Source organism: Streptomyces montanus (assembly GCF_005786655.1).
Taxonomy (GTDB): Bacteria; Actinomycetota; Actinomycetes; order Streptomycetales; family Streptomycetaceae; genus Streptomyces; species Streptomyces sporangiiformans.
The window spans coordinates 19,116-38,129 of sequence record NZ_VBZC01000007.1 but is presented as its reverse complement, the minus strand read 5'-3'; the positions used below and the strand labels follow the sequence as shown (position 1 = coordinate 38,129).

General features: G+C 72.0%; 16 protein-coding genes. 9 read left to right on the top strand and 7 right to left on the bottom strand.

Annotated features, from left to right (window positions below):
- Position 1: 1 nt before the first annotated feature.
- Positions 2–937 carry an ABC transporter ATP-binding protein gene (locus FE633_RS07810; RefSeq protein ID WP_138044360.1) on the bottom strand — a complete coding sequence of 312 codons (936 nt, stop codon included), beginning with the start codon at positions 935–937 and terminating at the stop codon, positions 2–4.
- Between the two features lie 248 nt (positions 938–1,185).
- Here FE633_RS07810 and FE633_RS07805 point away from each other — a divergent pair, with 248 nt between their 5' ends.
- Positions 1,186–1,767 carry a GtrA family protein gene (locus FE633_RS07805; protein ID WP_246113488.1) on the top strand — a complete coding sequence of 194 codons (582 nt, stop codon included), beginning with the start codon at positions 1,186–1,188 and terminating at the stop codon, positions 1,765–1,767.
- A gap of 36 nt (positions 1,768–1,803) precedes the next feature.
- A complete protein-coding gene (locus FE633_RS07800; RefSeq protein ID WP_246113487.1) occupies positions 1,804–2,283 on the top strand; it encodes a hypothetical protein in 480 nt (159 codons plus the stop codon).
- A 92-nt stretch (positions 2,284–2,375) separates the two neighbouring features.
- On the opposite strand, the gene FE633_RS07795 is transcribed toward FE633_RS07800, so the two are convergent.
- The gene (locus FE633_RS07795; RefSeq protein ID WP_138044359.1) at positions 2,376–3,245 is read right to left on the bottom strand and encodes an SDR family oxidoreductase; all 870 of its coding nucleotides are present in this window, start codon (positions 3,243–3,245) and stop codon (positions 2,376–2,378) included.
- Between the two features lie 295 nt (positions 3,246–3,540).
- Here FE633_RS07795 and FE633_RS07790 point away from each other — a divergent pair, with 295 nt between their 5' ends.
- The 7 genes from FE633_RS07790 to FE633_RS07760 all read left to right on the top strand — a co-directional run bounded on the left by FE633_RS07790 (position 3,541) and on the right by FE633_RS07760 (position 11,733).
- Complete coding sequence (locus FE633_RS07790; RefSeq protein WP_138044358.1) at positions 3,541–4,458, top strand: helix-turn-helix domain-containing protein; 918 nt, start codon at positions 3,541–3,543, stop codon at positions 4,456–4,458.
- A 253-nt stretch (positions 4,459–4,711) separates the two neighbouring features.
- Positions 4,712–5,434 carry an alpha/beta fold hydrolase gene (locus tag FE633_RS07785; protein ID WP_138044357.1) on the top strand — a complete coding sequence of 241 codons (723 nt, stop codon included), beginning with the start codon at positions 4,712–4,714 and terminating at the stop codon, positions 5,432–5,434.
- 316 nt (positions 5,435–5,750) lie between these two features.
- On the top strand, positions 5,751–6,743 hold the full coding sequence (locus FE633_RS07780) for an amidohydrolase family protein (RefSeq protein WP_138044356.1): 993 nt from the start codon (positions 5,751–5,753) through the stop codon (positions 6,741–6,743).
- Positions 6,744–6,766: 23 nt separating this feature from the next.
- Entirely contained in the window at positions 6,767–8,305 is a 1,539-nt protein-coding gene (gene mhpA / locus FE633_RS07775; RefSeq protein ID WP_138044355.1) for a bifunctional 3-(3-hydroxy-phenyl)propionate/3-hydroxycinnamic acid hydroxylase MhpA, read from the top strand.
- 137 nt (positions 8,306–8,442) lie between these two features.
- Positions 8,443–9,729, top strand: a complete 1,287-nt coding sequence (locus FE633_RS07770; RefSeq protein ID WP_138044354.1) for an MFS transporter — start codon at positions 8,443–8,445, stop codon at positions 9,727–9,729.
- A complete protein-coding gene (locus tag FE633_RS07765; RefSeq protein ID WP_138044353.1) occupies positions 9,726–10,859 on the top strand; it encodes a maleylacetate reductase in 1,134 nt (377 codons plus the stop codon). The genes FE633_RS07770 and FE633_RS07765 overlap by 4 nt, the downstream gene beginning before the upstream one ends.
- Positions 10,846–11,733, top strand: a complete 888-nt coding sequence (locus FE633_RS07760; protein WP_138044352.1) for a dioxygenase family protein — start codon at positions 10,846–10,848, stop codon at positions 11,731–11,733. The genes FE633_RS07765 and FE633_RS07760 overlap by 14 nt, the downstream gene beginning before the upstream one ends.
- A 60-nt stretch (positions 11,734–11,793) precedes the next feature.
- Here FE633_RS07760 and FE633_RS07755 read toward each other — a convergent pair whose 3' ends face one another.
- The 5 genes from FE633_RS07755 to FE633_RS07735 all read right to left on the bottom strand — a co-directional run bounded on the left by FE633_RS07755 (position 11,794) and on the right by FE633_RS07735 (position 18,974).
- Positions 11,794–12,591, bottom strand: a complete 798-nt coding sequence (locus FE633_RS07755) for an IclR family transcriptional regulator (protein WP_171059852.1) — start codon at positions 12,589–12,591, stop codon at positions 11,794–11,796.
- Positions 12,592–12,717: 126 nt separating this feature from the next.
- A complete protein-coding gene (locus FE633_RS07750; RefSeq protein WP_138044350.1) occupies positions 12,718–14,400 on the bottom strand; it encodes a (2,3-dihydroxybenzoyl)adenylate synthase in 1,683 nt (560 codons plus the stop codon).
- Complete coding sequence (locus FE633_RS07745; protein WP_138044349.1) at positions 14,381–16,486, bottom strand: acetate--CoA ligase family protein; 2,106 nt, start codon at positions 16,484–16,486, stop codon at positions 14,381–14,383. Before FE633_RS07745 ends, FE633_RS07750 begins: the two co-directional genes overlap by 20 nt.
- Entirely contained in the window at positions 16,483–18,147 is a 1,665-nt protein-coding gene (locus FE633_RS07740) for an FAD-dependent monooxygenase (protein ID WP_138044348.1), read from the bottom strand. The genes FE633_RS07745 and FE633_RS07740 overlap by 4 nt, the downstream gene beginning before the upstream one ends.
- A gap of 2 nt (positions 18,148–18,149) precedes the next feature.
- A complete protein-coding gene (locus tag FE633_RS07735) occupies positions 18,150–18,974 on the bottom strand; it encodes a fumarylacetoacetate hydrolase family protein (protein WP_138044347.1) in 825 nt (274 codons plus the stop codon).
- Positions 18,975–19,014 lie beyond the last annotated feature (40 nt).

Here is a 19,014-nt window from a genome sequence, read left to right as displayed (position 1 = left end):
CTCAGGCGGCCTTTCGGTCGGTCTCGGCGGGGGCGGGAGCGCTCTGGTATTCGACGGCGTCTCGGGTGAGGTCCATGAAGGCCGCCTCCAACGAGACGGACTGCGGGGTGAGTTCGTACAACGGCACCCGGTGCTCCGCGGCGATCGCCCCGATCTCACGGGCCTCGCGTCCGGTGACCAGCAGCTCCTCGTCGGTGGAGGAGCTGATCGTGACGTCCGGGCCGGCCAGCAGCGAACGCAGCCTCCTGGCCTCGGTGCTGGCGACCTTCACACCACCGCCGCTGGCGTCCTGGACGAAGTCGTCGACGGTGGTGTCCGCGAGCAGCCGGCCTCGTCCGATGATGACGAGGTGGTCGGCGATCAGGGCGGTCTCGCTCATCAGGTGCGAGGAGAGCATCACCGCCCGGCCCTCTTCGGCCAGGCTGCGCAGGAGGTTGCGTACCCACAGCACGCCCTCGGGGTCGAGGCCGTTGACGGGTTCGTCGAGCATGACGATCCCCGGGTCGCCCAGGAGAGCCGCGGCGATGCCGAGCCGCTGGCCCATGCCGAGGGAGAAGGCGCCCACGCGCTTGTCGGCCACGCTGGTCAGCCCGGCCAGCTCGATGACCTCCCCCACCCGGCGGCGCGGGATGCCGTGGGTGTGCGCGAGCGCCATCAGGTGGTTGACCGCGGTACGCCCCGGGTGGACGGACTTGGCCTCCAGCAGGGTGCCGATCTCGTGCAGGGGCGCGGCGTGCCGGGCGTAGGAGCGTCCGTTGACGGTGACCGAGCCCTGGGTGGGGGAGTCCAGGCCGATGATCATGCGCATGGTGGTGGACTTGCCCGCGCCGTTGGGGCCCAGGAAGCCGGTCACCTCACCCGGCTTCACGGTGAAGCTCAACTGGTCGACGACCGTCTTGTCCCCGTACCGCTTCGTCAGCTCACGTGCTTCGATCATGGGTATTGGCCTTCCTCGCATCGAAATCCGGCCGCGGAAGAACCGCGGCGTCTGCGTTCGAAACTACGAGCGCGGAAGGCCTGAACCTTGGGACCACAGGGGACACTTCGACGGCCGAGTGGTACCGCGGTACCACTGGAGTCCCGCCATTGACGCCCCCAGTACCACTGTTCGCGGTCCGTGCGCTCCTAGCGTGACAAGGGAGGAAACCAGGAGGGGGTCACCCCGTGACGTGAGCAGGGGAAACGATGAGCGCATCACGGCATGTGGAGGTCATCGCCATCGGCAAGGTCGACGGGGGCCGTGTCCCCGCGGCTCCCGGTCCGCTCGCCTCCTTCGTTCGTTTCGTCCTGTGCGGCGGCGGAGTGGGTCTCCTCGCGAGCGCCGCCGTACCGACGGTGGCCGAGGTGATGCCGTGGACGATGGCGAACGCGCTGATCACCGTCGTCTCCACCCTCCTGTGCACGGAACTGCACGCACTCATCACCTTCGGCACCGGGCGGCCGGCCGGCTGGCGCCGCCACCTCCAGTCCGCGGGATCGGCCACGGCCTCCTACGCGGTGACCACCGCCGCGGTGCTCATACTCCACGCCGTGCAGCCGACGGCCGGCGGGCTCCTGGAACAGGCCGTGTACCTCGGCGCCGCAGGGCTCGCCGGCATCGGGCGCTTCCTGGTGCTGCGGCTGTTCGTGTTCGCCGACGGCCGCACCGGGACGACCGAGCCGGAGGCCAACAGCCGGATGCCGTGGGGCAGTCACCCCGCCCCGGCGCTTCCCCACCCACATGCCGACCGTGGCCGGGAACGGGCCGGCCGACCTGTTCCCGCGTAGGCGCGGCACGCGCCGGCCCCGAGCGTCAGGACAGCCATGACCGTCGTACAAGACCATCTCCGAGGAACGGCACGCCCTGCCGCTCCGCTCAAAGAGCCTCCGCCGCGGCCGACTTCGGGCGCCCGGCGTCTGGGCCCGGCACTGGTGTGCTGCGGCGTCGCCCTGGTGCTGTGGCTCCTCGTACTGGCCACTTCCCTGCCCACCGCCGCCCAGGTGCCGCACTGGTCCGCCCCGTGGGTGGGACTCGACGCGATCGAGGCGCTGGGACTGACCGCCACCGGCATCCTGCTGCTCCGGAGGGATCCGCGGCGTTGCCTCACGGCTGCCGCGACCGCCGCGCTGCTGGTCGTCGACGCCTGGTTCGACGTACTGACCTCCCTGCCGGGAACCGAACTCGCCACCGCCCTCGCCATGGCCGTGGGCGCCGAGCTGCCACTGGCGACGCTGTGCGCGGTGCTGGCGGTGCGCTCCCTGCCGCGCCAAGGGCTCCGACATCGCGCACCCTCGCTGCCGTAACTGATCACAGAAGGAGTCCCTCAGCGCCACTGGCTCGCCGGGCGGACGACGAAGTCGGCGAAGCCGCCCGCTCCGCTTGTAGTCGGCGGCGATCACCGCTGGTCGGGGCCTCGGGTGGTGCGGATGACGTCGGCGAGGGGCGTGGCGGGGTGGCCGGTGAGGCGGGGCACGGCGTCGCTGATGCCGTCGAGTTGGCCGGCCGCGATGGCCGTGTAGGTGGACACCCAGGCGTCGAGCTGCCACCGCGGGGCGCCGTAGGAGGCACGGGAGGCGTACGCCTCCTCGACCGTCTCGGGTTGGTAGGTGACGGTGCGGCCGAGCACTTCGGACAGGATGGCCGCGGCCTCGTCCAGCGTCACGGACTCGGGCCCGGTCAGGTCGTAGGTGTTACCGACGTGGTCGGCCGGCCGGGTCAGGATCGCGGAGGCGGCGTCGGCGATGTCGTCCTGGGCGACGAAGGCGGTACGACCCTGCCCGGCCGGACCGCGGATGACGCCGTCCTCGCCCACCAGATCGGGGACGAGCTCCGCGTAGAAGTTGTCGCGCAGGAAGGTGTGCGCCAGGCCGCTGGCGCGGATGTGCTCCTCGGTGTGGAAGTGGTCGCGGGCCAGGGTGAAGGCGGCATCGGGCGCGGCACCGAAGAAGGACACGTACACCAGGTGCTGGACACTCGCCCCCGCGGCAGCGTCCACAAAAGCCCTGTGCTGGGAGAGCCGGTCGGCGCTCTCGGAAGCGGACACCATGAACACGGTCTCCGCACCGCTCAGGCCGCGCAGGATCGCGTCGTGGTCGCTGTAGCCGCCGCGGATCGCCGTGGCGCCGGGCAGCTTGGGCGCCCGCTCGGGGCTGCGCACCAGCAGCCTCGTCGCCACGCCGCGCTCGGCCAAGCGGCGGGCGACGCGCCCGCCGAGGCGTCCCGTGGCTCCGGTGACCACCACCGATGATTCGGGCAATTCAGTCATGGTCGGCATCACTTCCTGTCGTGTAGGTGGGGAAAAGGGGAAGTCGGTGCGGGGGTCGGTTGGGGGCAGGGGGAAGAGGTGGACTCCGCGAGGCCCGTCGTCGCGCCGTGAGCGCGTTCAGGAACCGGTTCCCTTCGCGTCCGGGTGCGGGGGTCGGGCGGTGTGGTTGGACATGCCTGGCTACGGCTCCACTCCCAACCTAGGAGGACTCGCCGCATGGAACGGGGCAGGATTGCGACTGGTCATGGTCAGATTCCGACACCACGAGGCGAACGGGTTAGGGTTGTCGCTGCTCATGGCCAGAGACCGTTCCGGAAGCCATTCCAGAAGCCGACAGCCTGCCGCTCGCGGCATCCCCGAGATCCCGTTCGCGGCCCCGCCCGGCACCCCCGCCGGCGTCGAGGTGCTGTCGCCGGCCGACCTGCAGCGCCGGGTCTCGCCGGGGAAGCTGGCCGGGCCGCAGCGACCCGAGTTCCACCATCTGCTCACGCTCACCTCCGGCAGCCTCCGGCATACCGTGGACTTCACCGGCTACTCTCTCCGGCCCGGCTCATGGCTCTGGGTACGGCCAGGGCAGGTGCAGCAGTGGGGCGACGTGACACGCGCCGAAGGCACCCTGATCCTGTTCCGGCAGGACTTCCTGGACCAGGGCACCGCGACGGCCGCACGCGTGGAGGACCTGCACGCGCCCGTGCTCAGCACCCCGGGGGCCGACGACGCCGAAGCGCTCCGTATCGCCGAAGAACACCTGACCCGCGAGTTCCACGCCCTCGGCCAACTGCCCCTGGAGGTGCACACAGCAGCCCTGCGCCACCTCCTCTCCGTCCTCGTGCTGCGCCTGGCCCATCTGGCCACACCGGTCGGCAGCCCCGTACCAGAACCGGACGAGACGTACCTGAGGTTCCGCGACGCGCTCGAAACGGGTTTCACCCGCACCCGACGAGTGGAGGACTACGCCCACATGCTCGGCTACTCCACACGCACCCTGTCCCGGGCCACCCTCGCCGCGGTCGGCCTGGGCGCGAAGGAATTCATCGACCGTCGGGTGGTGCTGGAGGCGAAGCGCCTCCTCGCGCACAGTGATCGCACCGCCGCCCGGATCGCCGACCAGCTCGGCTTCGTCAACCCCACCCAGTTCAGCAAGTACTTCCACCAGCGCACCGGCCAGTCTCCGATCGGCTTCCGCAGGAGCGTGCGCGGAAACGACGCCTGAGCGCTCCAGGGTCCGAGGGCCCGGGGCTGAGCAGATCTATGACATCTGAGGCGTGATCGCAGTCATTGCCGAACTTGCAAGATGTAAGGAATCTGGGGCTTCACCTGCCCGTATGGGGCGGTGGGCGGGGTGGAGGCAGGGAGGCCCGAACCAAATATTGTGTCAATTCATTGACGGCCGTTTTCGCTGTGTCTCATGATGGGGTGCCCTCTGTGAGCCGCTGACGGGCAGTGCCCGCCGTAAGGAGCCCCGCATGCGAGAAACCTTCGTCCTCATCACCGGTGCCTGCCACGGCGGTTGGAGCTGGCGGCCGGTCGCCGAACACCTGCGGGCGGCCGGACATCGTGTCCTCACGCCCACGCTGCCCGGCCTCGCCGACGGCGACGACCCCGAGCGGCACAGCCTGGCGGACGTCGTCGACTTTCTCGTCGACCTGGTCGAGCGGGAGGACCTGCGCGACGTGACCCTGGTCGGGCACAGCTGGGGCGGCTATCCGCTCACTGGCGCCGCGCACCGGCTGGCGCCGCGACTGCGCAAGCTCGTCTACTGGAGCGCCTTCGTGCCGGCCGAGGGCGTACCGCTGCTGGAGGAAGTGCCGCCGCACTACGCCGAGATGTTCAAGCAGGTCGCCGCCGCGTCCGGGAACAACAGCGTGACCTTCCCCTATGAGGTGTTCACCGGGGCGTTCATGCAGGACGCCGATGAAAACCTGCAGCGCCTCGTGTACAGCCTGCTGGTGCCCCAGCCCATGCGTTACTTCACCGAGACGGTCACCCCGGTGGATCCGGCGGCGCTCGGAGTCCCGGCCAGCTACGTCATCACCGCCGACGACCTGGCGCTGCCGCCCGGCGAGTGGGGCTGGGTCCCCAGGTTCCCGCAACGCCTCGGCGACGTGCCGGTCATCGAGGCACCGGGCAGCCATGAAGCGAACTTCACCCGCCCCGCCGAACTGGCGGCGGCGCTGCTGAAGGCGTGAACGGACGGATGCGGCGCCCCGGGCCGGGTCGCCGCATCCGGTGGTCTGCGCGCCCGCGATCGCCGGTGGTCTGCGCGCCGCGATCGGCTCCCTGGCATGGGCTCATTGTCATGTGCACAGCAATACACGCCGCTGAATTTCCGGATGGATGAAGTGCTTTACGGATAGTGAAACGCGTGCCACCATGCCGGAACGGACGTCGCGGTCCCCAGGTGCCCTGGTACGCGCTGGGTTCCCACCGCGCCCCGGCGGCCCGCCGGCGGCGACGGGCCGCCGGCGAACCCCCCGGCCCACGACCCCCGACAGGAACCTCGACATGAAGCTGATCGCTCTCGAAGAGCACTTCGTCACCGCCGATCTGGTCGGCTACGGCGCCTCGACGGCCTCGATCGCGCAGCCCGGCGCATGGGCGGAGGCATCACGCCGTCTGCTGGACCTGGTCGACGAGCGGATTCCCGAGATGGACGCCGCCGGACTCGACATGCAGGTGCTCTCCCTCAACGCTCCCGGAATCCAGGCGGAGAAGGACGCCGCGGTGGCGGTCGCCAAGGCGGTCACGGTCAACGACTTCCTCGCCGGGGTCATCGCCGAGCACCCGGAGCGCTTCGGCGGCTTCTGCGCACTGCCCCTGCAAAACCCCGCCGCGGCGGCGGACGAGCTGGAGCGCGCGGTGACGCAGTTGGGGATGCGCGGAGCCCTGGTCAACGCGCACACGCACGGCACGTACCTCGACGACCCCTCGATCCGTGTCGTGTGGGAGCGGGCGGAGGCGCTGGACGTCCCGCTCTACCTGCACCCGGCCAACGGCGTGGACACCGCACACGTCCTCTCCGGACACCCCGAGCTCGTCGGCCCGATGTGGAGCTGGGGCGTGGACACCGCCACCCACGTACTGCGGATGATCTTCGGCGGCGTCTTCGACGACTTCCCCAAGGCCAAACTGCTGCTGGGGCACATGGGCGAAGGCCTTCCGTTCGTCCTCTGGCGGATGGACTCGCGCTGGGCCTTCCACGCGCACCACGGCATCGAACTTGCCCGCGGCGTGCCCTCCGCCTACCTCCGCGAAAACGTCTGGATCACCACCAGTGGCGTCTGCTCGGCGCCTCCGCTGATGGCCGCGCTGCTCTCGCTCGGAGCCGACCGCATCCTGTTCGGCACCGACTACCCCTTCGAGTCGATGTCGGTGGCCACGGACTTCCTGCGCACCGCGCCGATCAGCGAGGCCGACCGGGCCAAGATCGCCCACCTCAATGCCGAGCGGCTCCTCGGCCTCGCCGCGTCGACAGACGCCGAGCTCGTCACCGTCTGAGCCGGCGGGGAGAGGGAGCACCCATGTACGACATCGCAGTCGTCGGATACGGCCCCGTGGGCATGGCGACCGCCGCGCTGCTCGGCGGCGCCGGGCACCGGGTCGTCGTCCTCGAGAGGTATCCGACGCTGTACAATCTGCCCCGGGCCGCGATCTTCGACGACGAGACGATGCGCACGTTCGCGCGCCTGGGCATCGCCGACCGGATGCTGCCGCTGGTGCATGTGCAGCGGAACTACGAGTGGCGCAACGGGGACGGCGAGCTGCTCATCGAGCACGAGTTCTCGCCGGTCGGCCGGAGCGGCTGGGCGGAGTGGTACATGATGTACCAGCCCGACCTGGAGGACGCGCTCGACGACACCTGCCGCGCGCTGCCGAACGTCGAGATCCGCCAGGGAAGCCGTGTCGTGGGCTACGAGCAGGATGACACCGGCGTACGCGTGCTCCTGGACGATGACCGTGACGTGCTCGCCCGCCATGTCGTGGCCTGCGACGGCGGCCACAGCTTCACCCGGCAGTGGCTCGGCATCGACCAGGACGACTACGGCTTCTCCGAACCGTGGATGGTGTGCGACTTCCGGCTCACCGCCGAGGTCGACCTGCCGATGGCGCGCCAGGTGTGCGACCCGCGCCAGCCGATATCCATCATCTCGCTCGGGCCCCGGCACCACCGGTTCAGCTTCATGCTGGACTCCGCGGAGGCGTTCGCCACCGAGTCGCAGCCCGCACGGGTCTGGCAGCGCGTCGGAGCCTTCCTCGACGAGGACCACGCCGACCTCATCCGGGTCGCGACGTACACCTTCCGCTCCCGCATCGCGCACTCCTGGCGTACCGGCCGGATCCTGCTGGCCGGTGACTCCGCCCACCAGATGCCGCCGTTCCTCGGGCAGGGCATGTGCTCCGGCATCCGCGACGCGCAGAACCTGGCGTTCAAGCTGGACCGCGTCCTGCGCGGGGAGTCCGACCCGTCCCTCCTCGACACCTACCAGACCGAGCGCGAGCCGCACGTACGGGCCGTCGTCGAGAAGGGCATCGAACTCGGCCGGGTGCAGACCACCCGGGACCCGGTCGCGGCGGCCGCCCGCGACGCCCGGCTCATCGCCGCCCGCGAGGCGCACCAGAAGCCGGAGAAGATGCGCTTCCCCGGCCTCGGACCCGGACTGGTGGCCGTCGGCGCGCCCGGTGCGGGCACCCTCGTCCCACAGGGCCGGGTCGGTGACGGCGAGCGGTCCGGCCGGTTCGACGAGGTGCTCGGCCACGGTTTCACCGTGCTGGTCGACGCCCGGGACGGGGCGCCGGAGACCGGGGCCGCGGCCGAAGGGGCGGCGGAGCTCGGCGCCCGCGTCTGGCACATTGCTGAGCGGGCGACCGCGGATGCCGTCGCCGACCTCGACGGTGTGTACGGCGCGTGGTTCGACGAGACCGGATGCGCGGCCGTGATCGTACGGCCCGACCACTACGTCTACGGCACCGCCGACTCGGCCTCCGGGCTGGCCAACCTGATCCACCGGCTGAGGGACGCCCTGGCTGTCTCCGTCTCGCCGGTCAGCACATCCCCTTAGCCGGTCAGCACATCCGCTGCCAGCAGTACGTCCCCTGTCAGCACCTCATCCCCAGTCAGCCAGTACATCGCCAGTCAGTCACCACATCCCCAGTCAGTCAGCACATCCCCAGTCGTCCCCACAAGAACGGAAGAACCATGGCAGTCACCACCGCCCCGGTCCGCGCCGCCGGCCGTACTCTGACCGCAGGCCACGTCATGCTCCTGGCGTGGGTGGTCGCGTCGCTGGAAGGCTTCGACCTCTCTGTCTACGGCGTCGTCGTCCCGTCCCTGCTGCGCAATCCCTCGCTGGGCATCGACAAGGTGCAGGCCGGCACGATCGGCTCGTTCGTCGGCATCGGCATGCTCGTCGGCGCCGCGCTCGCCGGAGCCGTCACCCATCGGACCGGCCCGCGCCGGCTCGTCATGGCCGGCACCGTCTGCTTCTCCGGCGGAATGCTGATCAGCGCCGTCGCGCCCGGCGCGGGCGTGTTCGGGCTGGGACGCCTGGTGGTCGGCCTCGGGCTCGGCGTCGTCCTGCCCACCCTCAACAGCTACGTCGCCGACCTCAGCAGACCCGAGCACCGCAGCCGCAACATCTGCCTGATGATGAGTGGTTACGCCGGCGGGGCCCTGCTCGCTCCCGTGCTCGGCACCCTCCTCCTGCCCCAGGTCTCCTTCCGCTGGCTGTTCGTCCTGGGCGTCGTGCCCGTCTTCGCCGTCGCGCCCTTCCTCATGCGGATCCCGGAGAGCCCGTTCCACCTGCTGCGGACCGGCCGTGCCGAGGAGTCGCAGGCCGTCACCACCGCGTTCGGCCTGCCCGCCGCCACCGTCACCGTGGAGAACCCCGGCAAGTGGCTGGGCCTGGGCAGCCTGCTCACCCGCCGGCTCGCCGTGACCACGGTGCTGTTCTGGGCCATGTCGTTCTGCGGGCTGCTGCTGGTGTTCGGCATCAGCGCGTGGCTGCCCACCATCATGCAGGCGGCCGGGTACTCGCTGGGTTCGGCGCTCATGCAGACCGCGGCGATGTGGCTCGGCGTCGGCTTCGGCGTCATCCTCGGCGGCCGGGTCGCCGACGCCGTCGGACCCCGCCGGGTGGTCATCGTGGCCTTCCTGTCCGGCACCGTCGGCCTGGCGCTGATGAGTCTCGACCCCGGGCAGTGGCTGCTGTACCCGCTGCTGTTCATCAGCGGATTCGGCTTCATCGGCTCGCAGATCCTCGGCAACGCCCTGGTGGCCACCACCTACCCCGACGCGGTGCGCGGCAACGGTCTGGCATGGGCGCTGTCCATCGGACGGTTCGGCGCCATCGTGGGCCCGACGATGGGTGCTCTGGTGCTGACGTCCGGGCTGCCCGTCCAGTGGGCCTTCTACTCCTTCGCCGTCCCCGGAGTGATCGGCGCGGCCGCCGTCGCCGCCGTGCCGCGCAGGAGGAAAGCCCTGTGACGCACGGAGACGTTCTCGTCCACGAGAGCTGGGGGCAGCGGGCCGTGTTCGCCACCGGCGCGGCCCGCGCCCTGCTCGCCGAGGAGGTGGAACGGCTGGGCCGGTCCAGGGTCCTCGTCGTGGTCGCGGAGGGCGAACGGGAACTGGCCGACCGTGTGACCGAGGGGCTGCCGGTCGTCGCCACCTTCACCGGGGTCAGGCAGCATGTGCCGATGGAGGTGGCCGAGGAGGCGCGCCGCGTCCACCGGGACAGCCGGGCCGACGTCGTCGTGACCGTCGGCGGCGGCTCCACCACCGGGACCGGCAAAGCAGTCGCCCTGACGGAAGGCGCACCACTGATCGCCGTACCGACCACCTACGCGGGCTCGGAGGCCACCCCGGTCTGGGGGATCACGGACGAGGGGCGCAAGACGACCGGAGTCGACGCCTCGGTGCTCCCGAAGTCCGTCGTGTACGACGCGGCCCTCACCACCTCGCTCCCGCCCGGGCTGACCACCAGCTCGGCCCTCAACGCGCTGGCCCACTGCGTCGACTCCTGGTGGGCACCGCGCGCGAACCCCCTCAGCGCCGCCCTGGCCGCCGAGGGCGCGCGTCAGCTGGTCGACGCCCTGCCCGCGGTGCGCCAGGACGGCGCGGACCTGCGGGCCCGGCAGGCGATGCTGCTCGGCTCGTACGTGGCCGCCGTCGCCTTCGCCGGCGCGGGATCGGGCATGCACCACAAGATCTGCCATGCGCTCGGCGGCGCGTTCGCCCTCGACCACGCGGCGATGCACGCCGTGGTGCTGCCGCACGTCGCCGGCTACAACCTGCCGGCCTCGGCCGACGCCCGGCGGCGGCTGTCCTCCGTCTTCCCGGGCAGTGCCGACCCGTTCGACGCGCTGCTCTCCTTCTACACCTCGGTGGAAGCGCCCCGGTCACTCGCCGGCCTGGGCCTGGCCGAGCCGGACGTGGAGCGCGCGGCCGAGCTCGCGGCGGAGCAGATCCCGTCGTCCAACCCGCGGCCGGCCGCCACGAGCGACGTGGCCGACCTCCTGTGGAGCGCCTGGCGCGGTGAGCCGGCCCGGCTCATCCCCGTGGCCGACCCCGACCTCGGCGAGAAAGAAGCCGGTGACACCGATGACGGACACTGACGCCCAGTACGCCGCGGACGACGGCACACGGATCACCGACGAGGTGATCGCCAGTTTCGCCGGAGCGAAGGACGAACGGTTCCGCGAGCTGATGCGGTCCCTCGTCAGGCACGCGCACGCCTTCGTACGGGAGACCGGGCTCACCGAGCGGGAGTGGCACGAGGCCATCGCCTTCCTGCGGGCCTGCGGCGACATCACCACCGACACCCGGCAGGAGTTCATCCTGCTCTCCGACGTGCTCGGCATCTCGATGCAGACCATCGCGGTCAACCATCCGACGCGCGCGAACGCCACCGAATCCACCGTCTTCGGCCCGTTCTTCGTCGACGACGCCCCACGCATCGACAGCGGAGGTGACATGTCGGGCGGGGCCGTGGGAGAGCCCTGCTGGGTCGAGGGAACCGTCACGGACGTCGACGGCAGGCCCGTACCCGACGCCCGCCTCGACGTGTGGGAGGCGGACGCCGACGGCAAGTACGACGTCCAGTACGACGACGGCCGTCTCGCGGGCCGGGCCCATCTGTTCACCGACTCCGGAGGCCGCTACGCGTTCTGGGGCCTGACCCCCACGCCGTATCCGATCCCCCACGACGGCCCGGTGGGCGTACTTCTCGCGGCAGCCGACCGGTCCCCGATGCGCGCCTCCCACCTGCACTTCATGGTGACGGCGCCCGGTTTCCGGCGGCTGGTCACCCACATCTTCGTCGACGGTGACGAGTACCTCGACCGGGACTCGGTGTTCGGAGTGAAGTCCTCGCTCGTCACCGAGTTCGCGCGGCGGGACAGCGGCGATCCCACCCCGGACGGCCGGGTCGTCGACGGCACCTGGGCCCGCGCCCGGTTCGACATCGTGCTGATGCCGGAATCGTGCTGACGAGGGAATCGTGCTGATGCCGGAGCAGGTACGCGATCCGATACGCGATCCGATACCGGGTCAGACCGAATAGCCCAGCTCACCCGACACGGCCCGGGTGGCCACGATCAGGCGATCGGAGAGGTTCTCCACCGTCTCGTCCGTGGCCAGGCGGTCCGGCACGACGAACGACATCGCGAGCGGCATCGGATCGGTCGCCGTGAAGACCGGAGCGGCGACCGACACCACGCCCGGGATGACACCGCCCAGCGACAACGCGTAGCCGCGGCGCAGCACCTCCGCCTTGAGCTTGTCCGCCTTCCCCCGGCTCCAGGCCCGGCCCTGCTGCACCGACAGCGCCTGCCGCAGGATCGGCTCCGTCACGGTGTCCGGCAGGTGGGCGAGGAACACGTTGCCGATCGACGAGGACAGCAGCGGCAGCGTCGCCCCCACCCGCACAGTGATCGGCAAAGGGTGCGCGCCGTAGGCCCAGTTCACGATGATCGGGCCGGTCTCCGCCCAGACGCCGACGTTCACGGAGTGACCCGTCTCGTCCCGCAGGCGTGCCGCGTGGTCGCTCGCCACGGCGACCTCGTTGGTGCGGCGCAGCGCCTCGGCGCCCAGATGCCGCAGCGCCGGCCCGAAGTCGTATAGCCCCGAGGACGGGTTCTGCTGCGTCAGGCCGACGCGTCCCAGGCTGACCAGGTAGCGGTGGGCCTTGCTCGGCTGGGTGCCGCTTGCCTGGGCGATGGCGGACAGGCCGACCGGTCCGCCGCTCTCCTCCAGCGCACGCAGGATCCGCATCGCGATCTCGACGGACTGGATGCCCTGGCGCTCGGCACCGCCGTTGTCGCGCGCGTCGGCGGACGTTGCCGACATCATCGCCTCCCTGGTCGAGCTGTTGCCCGATCATCCTAGGCGGCGACCCGGTCCGCCGTCGGCGAGGTGCGGGGGCGTCCACGGCGTGCGGCGCACCTGGTCCCGCCAGTCAGGCCATGCCGACGGCTAAGCCGTCACCTCGCCCGCCGTGTGCGCGAGCCGGGCGGTGATGTCCGCGCGCAGCGCCTTCTTGTCGATCTTGCCGACCTTGGTGGTGGCCAGTTCGTCGACGAGCACGAGGTGTTCGGGCAGTTTGAAGCGGGCCACCCCGGCGGCGTCCATGGCGTCGCGGATCTGCTCCAGGGTGATCCGTCCGCCTCCCGGTCTCAGCACCACGTACACGCACACGCGCTCGCCCAGTTCGGCGTCGGGCATGGCCACGGCCGCCACCTGGCTCGCGTCCGTCAGCTGGTAGACGAGGTTCTCGACCTCCTCCGCGGAGATCTTCTCGCCGCCCCGGTTGATCATGTCCTTGTCGCGGCCCTCGACGACGAGGTTGCCGTCCGGCGTGCGGCGGCAGATGTCGCCGCTCCGGTACCAGCCGTCGGCGGTGAACGCACGGGCGTTGTGCTCCCGTGCGCGGTAGTAGCCGCGCGGCGTGTACGGGCCGCGGGTGAGCAGGGAGCCGGGCTCGCCGTCGGGGACGTCCCGGTCGGACTCGTCGACCAGCCGTACCTCGTCGTCCGGGCAGATCGGGCGGCCCTGGGTGGTGCAGATGACGTCGTCGGTGTCGTCGAGCCGGGTGTAGTTCAGCAGTCCCTCGGCCATGCCGAACACCTGCTGCAGCGTCGCGCCGAGCACCGGCCGGATCCGGCGGGCCAGTTCGTCGGCCAGCCGGGCACCGCCGACCTGGAGCACCCGCAGGGAGGCCAGTTCGGCCGCGCCGTGCCGTTCGGCGTGTTCCAGCCAGCGTCCGGCGACCGCCGGTACGACCGCGGTGTGGGTCACCTGTTCGGCGGCGATCGTGGGGAAGGCACGCCCGGGATCCGGCGAGGGCAGCATGACGACCCGGCCGCCGGCCAGCAGGGTGCCCAGGATCCCGGGGCAGGCCAGCGGGAAGTTGTGTCCGGCGGGCAGGCTCACCAGATAGACGGTGCCGTCGTCGACGCCGCTGACCTCCGCGCTGGCACGGGCGTTGTAGGCGTAGTCGTCGTGCGTACGGGCGATCAGCTTCGGCAGCCCGGTCGTACCGCCGGACAGCAGGAAGACGGCGACATCACGGCTGCCGGGCGCAAGCGCGTCGCAGCGTGCCCGGTCGGCCGCCGGGTCGTCGCCGGGGCCGCACAGGGCCCGCAGATCGACGCTGCCCGACCTGATGTCCGCCCCGGCCACCAGGACATGCCAGGGGCCACCGGTCTCCTTGCCGAGTTCGTGGGCGAGCGCCTGGTGGTCGAAGTCGCGCAGCCGGTCGGGTACGGCGATGGCGGCGGCCTCCGCGTGGTCCGCGAGGTACGCCAGTTCGGTGCGCCGGTGGGCGGGCAACGCCATGACGGGCACGATGCCCGCCCGTAGACAGGCCCAGGTCAGGACGGTGAACTCCCAGCCGTTGGCGAGCTGGACGACGATCCGGTCCCCGGTGGCCAGCCCCAGGTCCAGCAGCCGCCCGGCCGCCGCGTCGGCGCGGTCGGCCAGTTCGGCGTAGGTCAGCCGTTGCGCACCGTCCACGAGCGCCACATGGTCCGGAACGCGGTCGGCCGTCTCGCGCAGCAAATCGCCGAGCGGGCGGCCGGCCCAGTACCCGGCGGCGACATAGCGTGCCGCGTCGGCCTCGGGCCAGGGCACCGTGCCGTCAGTGATCGGTGCGGCCATCGGACACCTCCGGTTCGGCGGCGATACAGACGGCGTCCAGGGCGAACAGGCCCTGGTGCGTCAGCCGCAGCGGGTTGATCTCGATCTCTTCCAGCCCACGGTGGGCGGCCAGCAGGTCGCCCAGCGCGACCACCACGCCGGCCAGCGCGGCCGGGTCCAGAACGGGGCCGCCGCGCCAGCCCTCCAGCAGGGCGCGCCCGGCCAGCTCAGTGAGCATGGAGGCGGCTTCCGACACGGTCAATGGTGCGAGCCGCAGCGCCACGTCGGCCAGCGCCTCGGCGGTGGTCCCGCCGAGCCCGACGAGGACGACGGGTCCGAAGACCGGGTCCCTGCGGGCACCCACGACCAGGTCGACGCCCGCCGGGGCCATCCGCTCCACCAGGAAGCGTGGGGCGCCCGCCGACCGCAAGGCGTCCAGGGCCACGTCGAGCTCCTCCGTGGTGCGGACGCCGAGCCGTACACCGCCGATCTCCGTCTTGTGCAGGACGGCCGCGTCGAGCAGCTTGACCGCGACCGGCCCGGACAGCTCCGCGAGCGCCCGGTGGGCCTCGGCCCGGTCGGCGCACGCCCGGCGCGGCATGGTCGTCACGCCCAGAGCGTCCAGCAGGGCCTTGGCCTGGTCCTCGTCCCACGGACCCGGACCCGGCTCGATGCCTGCGGGACGGCGGGCCGGGACCGATGCCGCCCGCGTACGGTGCCGGGCACGGGCGTCGGCGAGCAGCGCCCCGGTCATGGCGGCGAGCCCGTGCGGGTCGCCCGCCACCGGGATCCCCCGGTCGAGCAGGGCGCGGCGGGTGCGCCGTACGTCGTCTCCGGCGCCCCCCACGCCCAGTACCAGGGGAACGGTCCCCGGGTAGGCGTCGACTGCCTTCGGCAGGTCGAAAGCGGCCGGCTCGTGCAGCGCGTACCCGGCGAGCAGGTCCACGGCCGGATCGGCGGCCACGGCGGCGAGCACGGCGGCGAAACCGGGGCCGGGACGGCCGGTGTCCACCGGGTTGCGCTGGTAGGTCAGCGGCGGCAGGTGCTCCGCGAGCGCCCCGACGGTCGCGTCGCTCAGCTCGGGGACGGCCGCGTGGCGGCCGCGCAGGTCGTCCAGGAGCAGCAGGCCCGGCCCGGCCTGTGCGGTCACGATGCCCACGCCCGGGTCCGCGGCCGCGGGCAGCCGCAGCAGCGACAACGCGCCCACCGCGTCGACCAGTTCCCGTTCGTCGTCCACCAGCACGGCCCCGGCCTGGGCGAGCGCGGCCCGCGTGGTACGCCATGAGGTGGCCAGCGCGCCCGTGTGCGAGGCCGCGAACGCGCCGACATCGTGGCGGCCCACGACCAGCGCCACGACCGGGCGGGTGGCGGCCAGGCGGGCGACCGCGCCGACGAGCCGCCGGCCGTCGGCGACCGACTCGATGTGCAGGGCGACCGCCGTCGTCCGCTCGTCGGACTCCAGATGGTCCAGCACGTCCTCGGCGGCCAGGTCCACGCCGTTGCCCAGCCCCACCGCGAGGCTGACCCCGTGACCGGCCTCGGCGAGCAGGAACGCCAGCGCGTGGTTGACGCCGCCGCTGGCCGCCACGACGGCGATCCGGCCGGCCGGCACATCGGCCGCACCGGGCACGAAGCTCGCGGTGAGGCCGCGCCCGGGGGCGAGGAAACCGGAGGTGTTCGGGCCGAGCAGTCTGATGCCGGTACGTTCCGCCACCGCGGCGAGATCGCGCTGGTACCGCTCGCCCTCGGGGCCGGCCTCGGCGAACCCGCCGCCGTAGATCACGGCGGCCCGCGCACCGGCCTTGGCGGCCTCGGCGACGGCGTCCGCGCAGCCCCGGGCCGGCACACAGACCAGCGCCAGGTCGACCGGGCCGTGTTCGGCCGCCTCGGCGATCGAGGCGTGGACACCGGCGGCCGGATCCGGATCGCGGGCGTTGACCAGCGCCACATATCCGGGGAACCCGGCCACCGACCGGGCCAGCGCCGCCCCCAGCTTCGCCGGGTCGCGGGACGCCCCGACGACGGCGATGCCACGCGGCGCGAACAGTGCGTTCAACCCGTCCAGCCCGTCCAGCCCGCCCAGCCCGTCCGGTTCCACTCCGGTCATCGGGACACCTCCCACGAAGCGACGGTGGCCGCCGCGGCGCCGACGAGGTCGGTCCGCCCGGACAGGACGGCGGTGACCGCGCGGTCGCGGTCCATGGAGTCGTCGACGAGCAGCGCGGGCAACTGGTGGTGCAGCCGGGCCTGTTCGGTGAGGAGGGTCCGGGTGTACCCCGTGCCGCCGTGCACGGCGACGAGCACCGGACGCGCCTCCGCCAGAGCGGCCAGTGACGCGCGCGCGGCGTCGAGACCGGACTCGTCGTCGGGGGCGGCGACCCAGGCTCCCCAGGGCGCCTGGGTGCGGGGCGCTGCGGAACCGGGCGCCCCGGAACCGGGTGTCTCGGACGGCGCGGAGGCGAGCAGCGGCAGCGGCACCGCCTCGCCCCCGCCGTCGGCCGGGCGCGCCACCACCGTGCCGCCAACTTCTGGCTCCAGTACGACGATCCGGCCGGGCAGGCGCAGGCCGCCGCCGAGGTCCAGCGGAGTGTCCAGGGGAGCGGTGCCGAACCGCGCCCGCCACCGCTCATGACTGTCCCGTACGAAGTCGGGTGCCCGTCGGCCCAGTCGCGCGTCGCTGATGCTGCGGGAGAGGAAGTGATAGGCGAACTGCCATGGCTCGAAGGCGTCGTGGTACCGCCCGAAGTGCTCCCACCAGCCCAGGCTCGGGCGTGCCGCGCCCTGGATGGCCTCGACCGACGGCCGGGCCGCGGCCTCGTATCCGGCCAGCGCCGCCGGGAGGTCGACGCCGTGCTTGGCCAACGCCTCGGACAGCGCGATGGCGTCCTCCATGGCCATCTTGGTGCCGGAGCCGACGGAGAAGTGCGCGGTGTGCGCGGCGTCGCCGAGCAGCGCGACGTGCCGGGGTCCGGTCACGTACCAGTGGCGGGTGCGGCGGGTGCGGAAGTTGCCCCACCGGGAGTTGTTGACCAGCAGCCGGTGGCCGTCGATCTGCTCGGCGAACAGCTTCTCCAGGTACGCCTTGCTGGTCATGTCGCTCGGCCCCGGCGGCTGGGTGACGTCGAACGCGTCGAGACCCGCGGCGCGCCAGGACTCCTCGTCGGTCTCGACGATGAAGGTGCTCACGTCCGCGCTGATGGGGTAGCCGTGGACGGCGAACACACCGTGCGGGCCGCGCTCGTGGACGAAGGTCAGACCGTCGAACATGTAGTCCGTGCCGAACCAGATGAACTTGGCGGTCGCCGTCTCCACCGACGGCTCCAGCCGCCGCGCGAGCCCCTCCCGGATCCGCGAGCCGCTGCCGTCCGCGGCGACCACCAGGTCGTAGCCGTCCAGATCGCCCAGATCGACCTCGGTGGAGAAACGCAGGTCCGCGCCCATGGCCAGGGCCCGCTCCTGGAGCAGCGCGAGCAGCGTGCGCCGGGCGATGGCGGCCATCCCGTTCCCGCCGCAGCGGATACGCTCGCCCTTCAGCCGGACCTCGATGTCCTGCCAGTGCCGCCCGTGCCCGTCCAGCGCCTGCCGCAGTACGGGGTCGGCCTCGTGGATGCCGGCGAGCGTGCGGTCGGAGAACACGACACCGAAGCCGAAGGCGTCGTCGGCGCGGTTGCGCTCGAAGACCGTCACTTCGACCGTCGGATCGGCCTGCCGGATCAGGGCGGCGAAGAACAGGCCACCGGGGCCGCCGCCTACCACAGCGATACGCATGATCAGCCCCTCACCAGGGAGTTGCGGCATTCGCCGACGCCGTCGATCCGGGTCACCAGCTCGCTGCCCTCGGCCAGATAACGCGGCGGCTTCCGCGCGTGGCCCACGCCGCCGGGGGTGCCGGTGGCGATGAGGTCGCCGGGGGAGAGGGTGATGATCCGTGAGATGTACGCGACCAGGGCCGCCGGGTCGAAGACCAGGTCGGCGGTGTCGGCCTTCTGCATCAGCTCGCCGTCCACCGTGCAGCTCAGCTCGCCCGCCAGGGGTGCGTCGTCGGGCTCTGCCGTGGCCAGCCACGGCCCCACCGGGGTGCTCGCCTCGAAGGTCTTGCCCTGCAGCCACTGCGGCGAGCGGTACTGGAAGTCGCGCGCGGTCACGTCGTTGACCACGGTGTAGCCCGCGATCGCCGACCGGGCCTGCTCGGATGTCGCGTGCCGCGTCTCGGCGCCGATGATCACCCCGAGTTCGGCCTCCCAGTCCACCGCGTCCGATCCGGCTGGCAGCACCACCGGGTCGTACGCGCCGACCTGTGCGCGGGCGAACTTCGCGAACAGCGTGGGGTGTTCGGGCAGTTCGCGGCCCATCTCCAGGATGTGGTTCCGGTAGTTCAGCCCGACGCACACGATCTTCTCCGGGGACGGCACGGGCGGCGCGTAGTCCAGCCCGGCCAGGTCATGCCGCGGGCCGTCCGTCGCGGTGGCCTCGGCACGCCAGTCGGGGCGGCGCAGCAGTGCGCCCAGGTCGGGGTGGCCGAGTTCGACGGCGGCGTCGTCATCCACCCGTACGGCGCGGGTCCCGTCGGCGGTACGGATCGTGGCGAGCCTCATACGGACGGATCCTCTCGTTGCGTGCGAGCAGGCCTCGCTT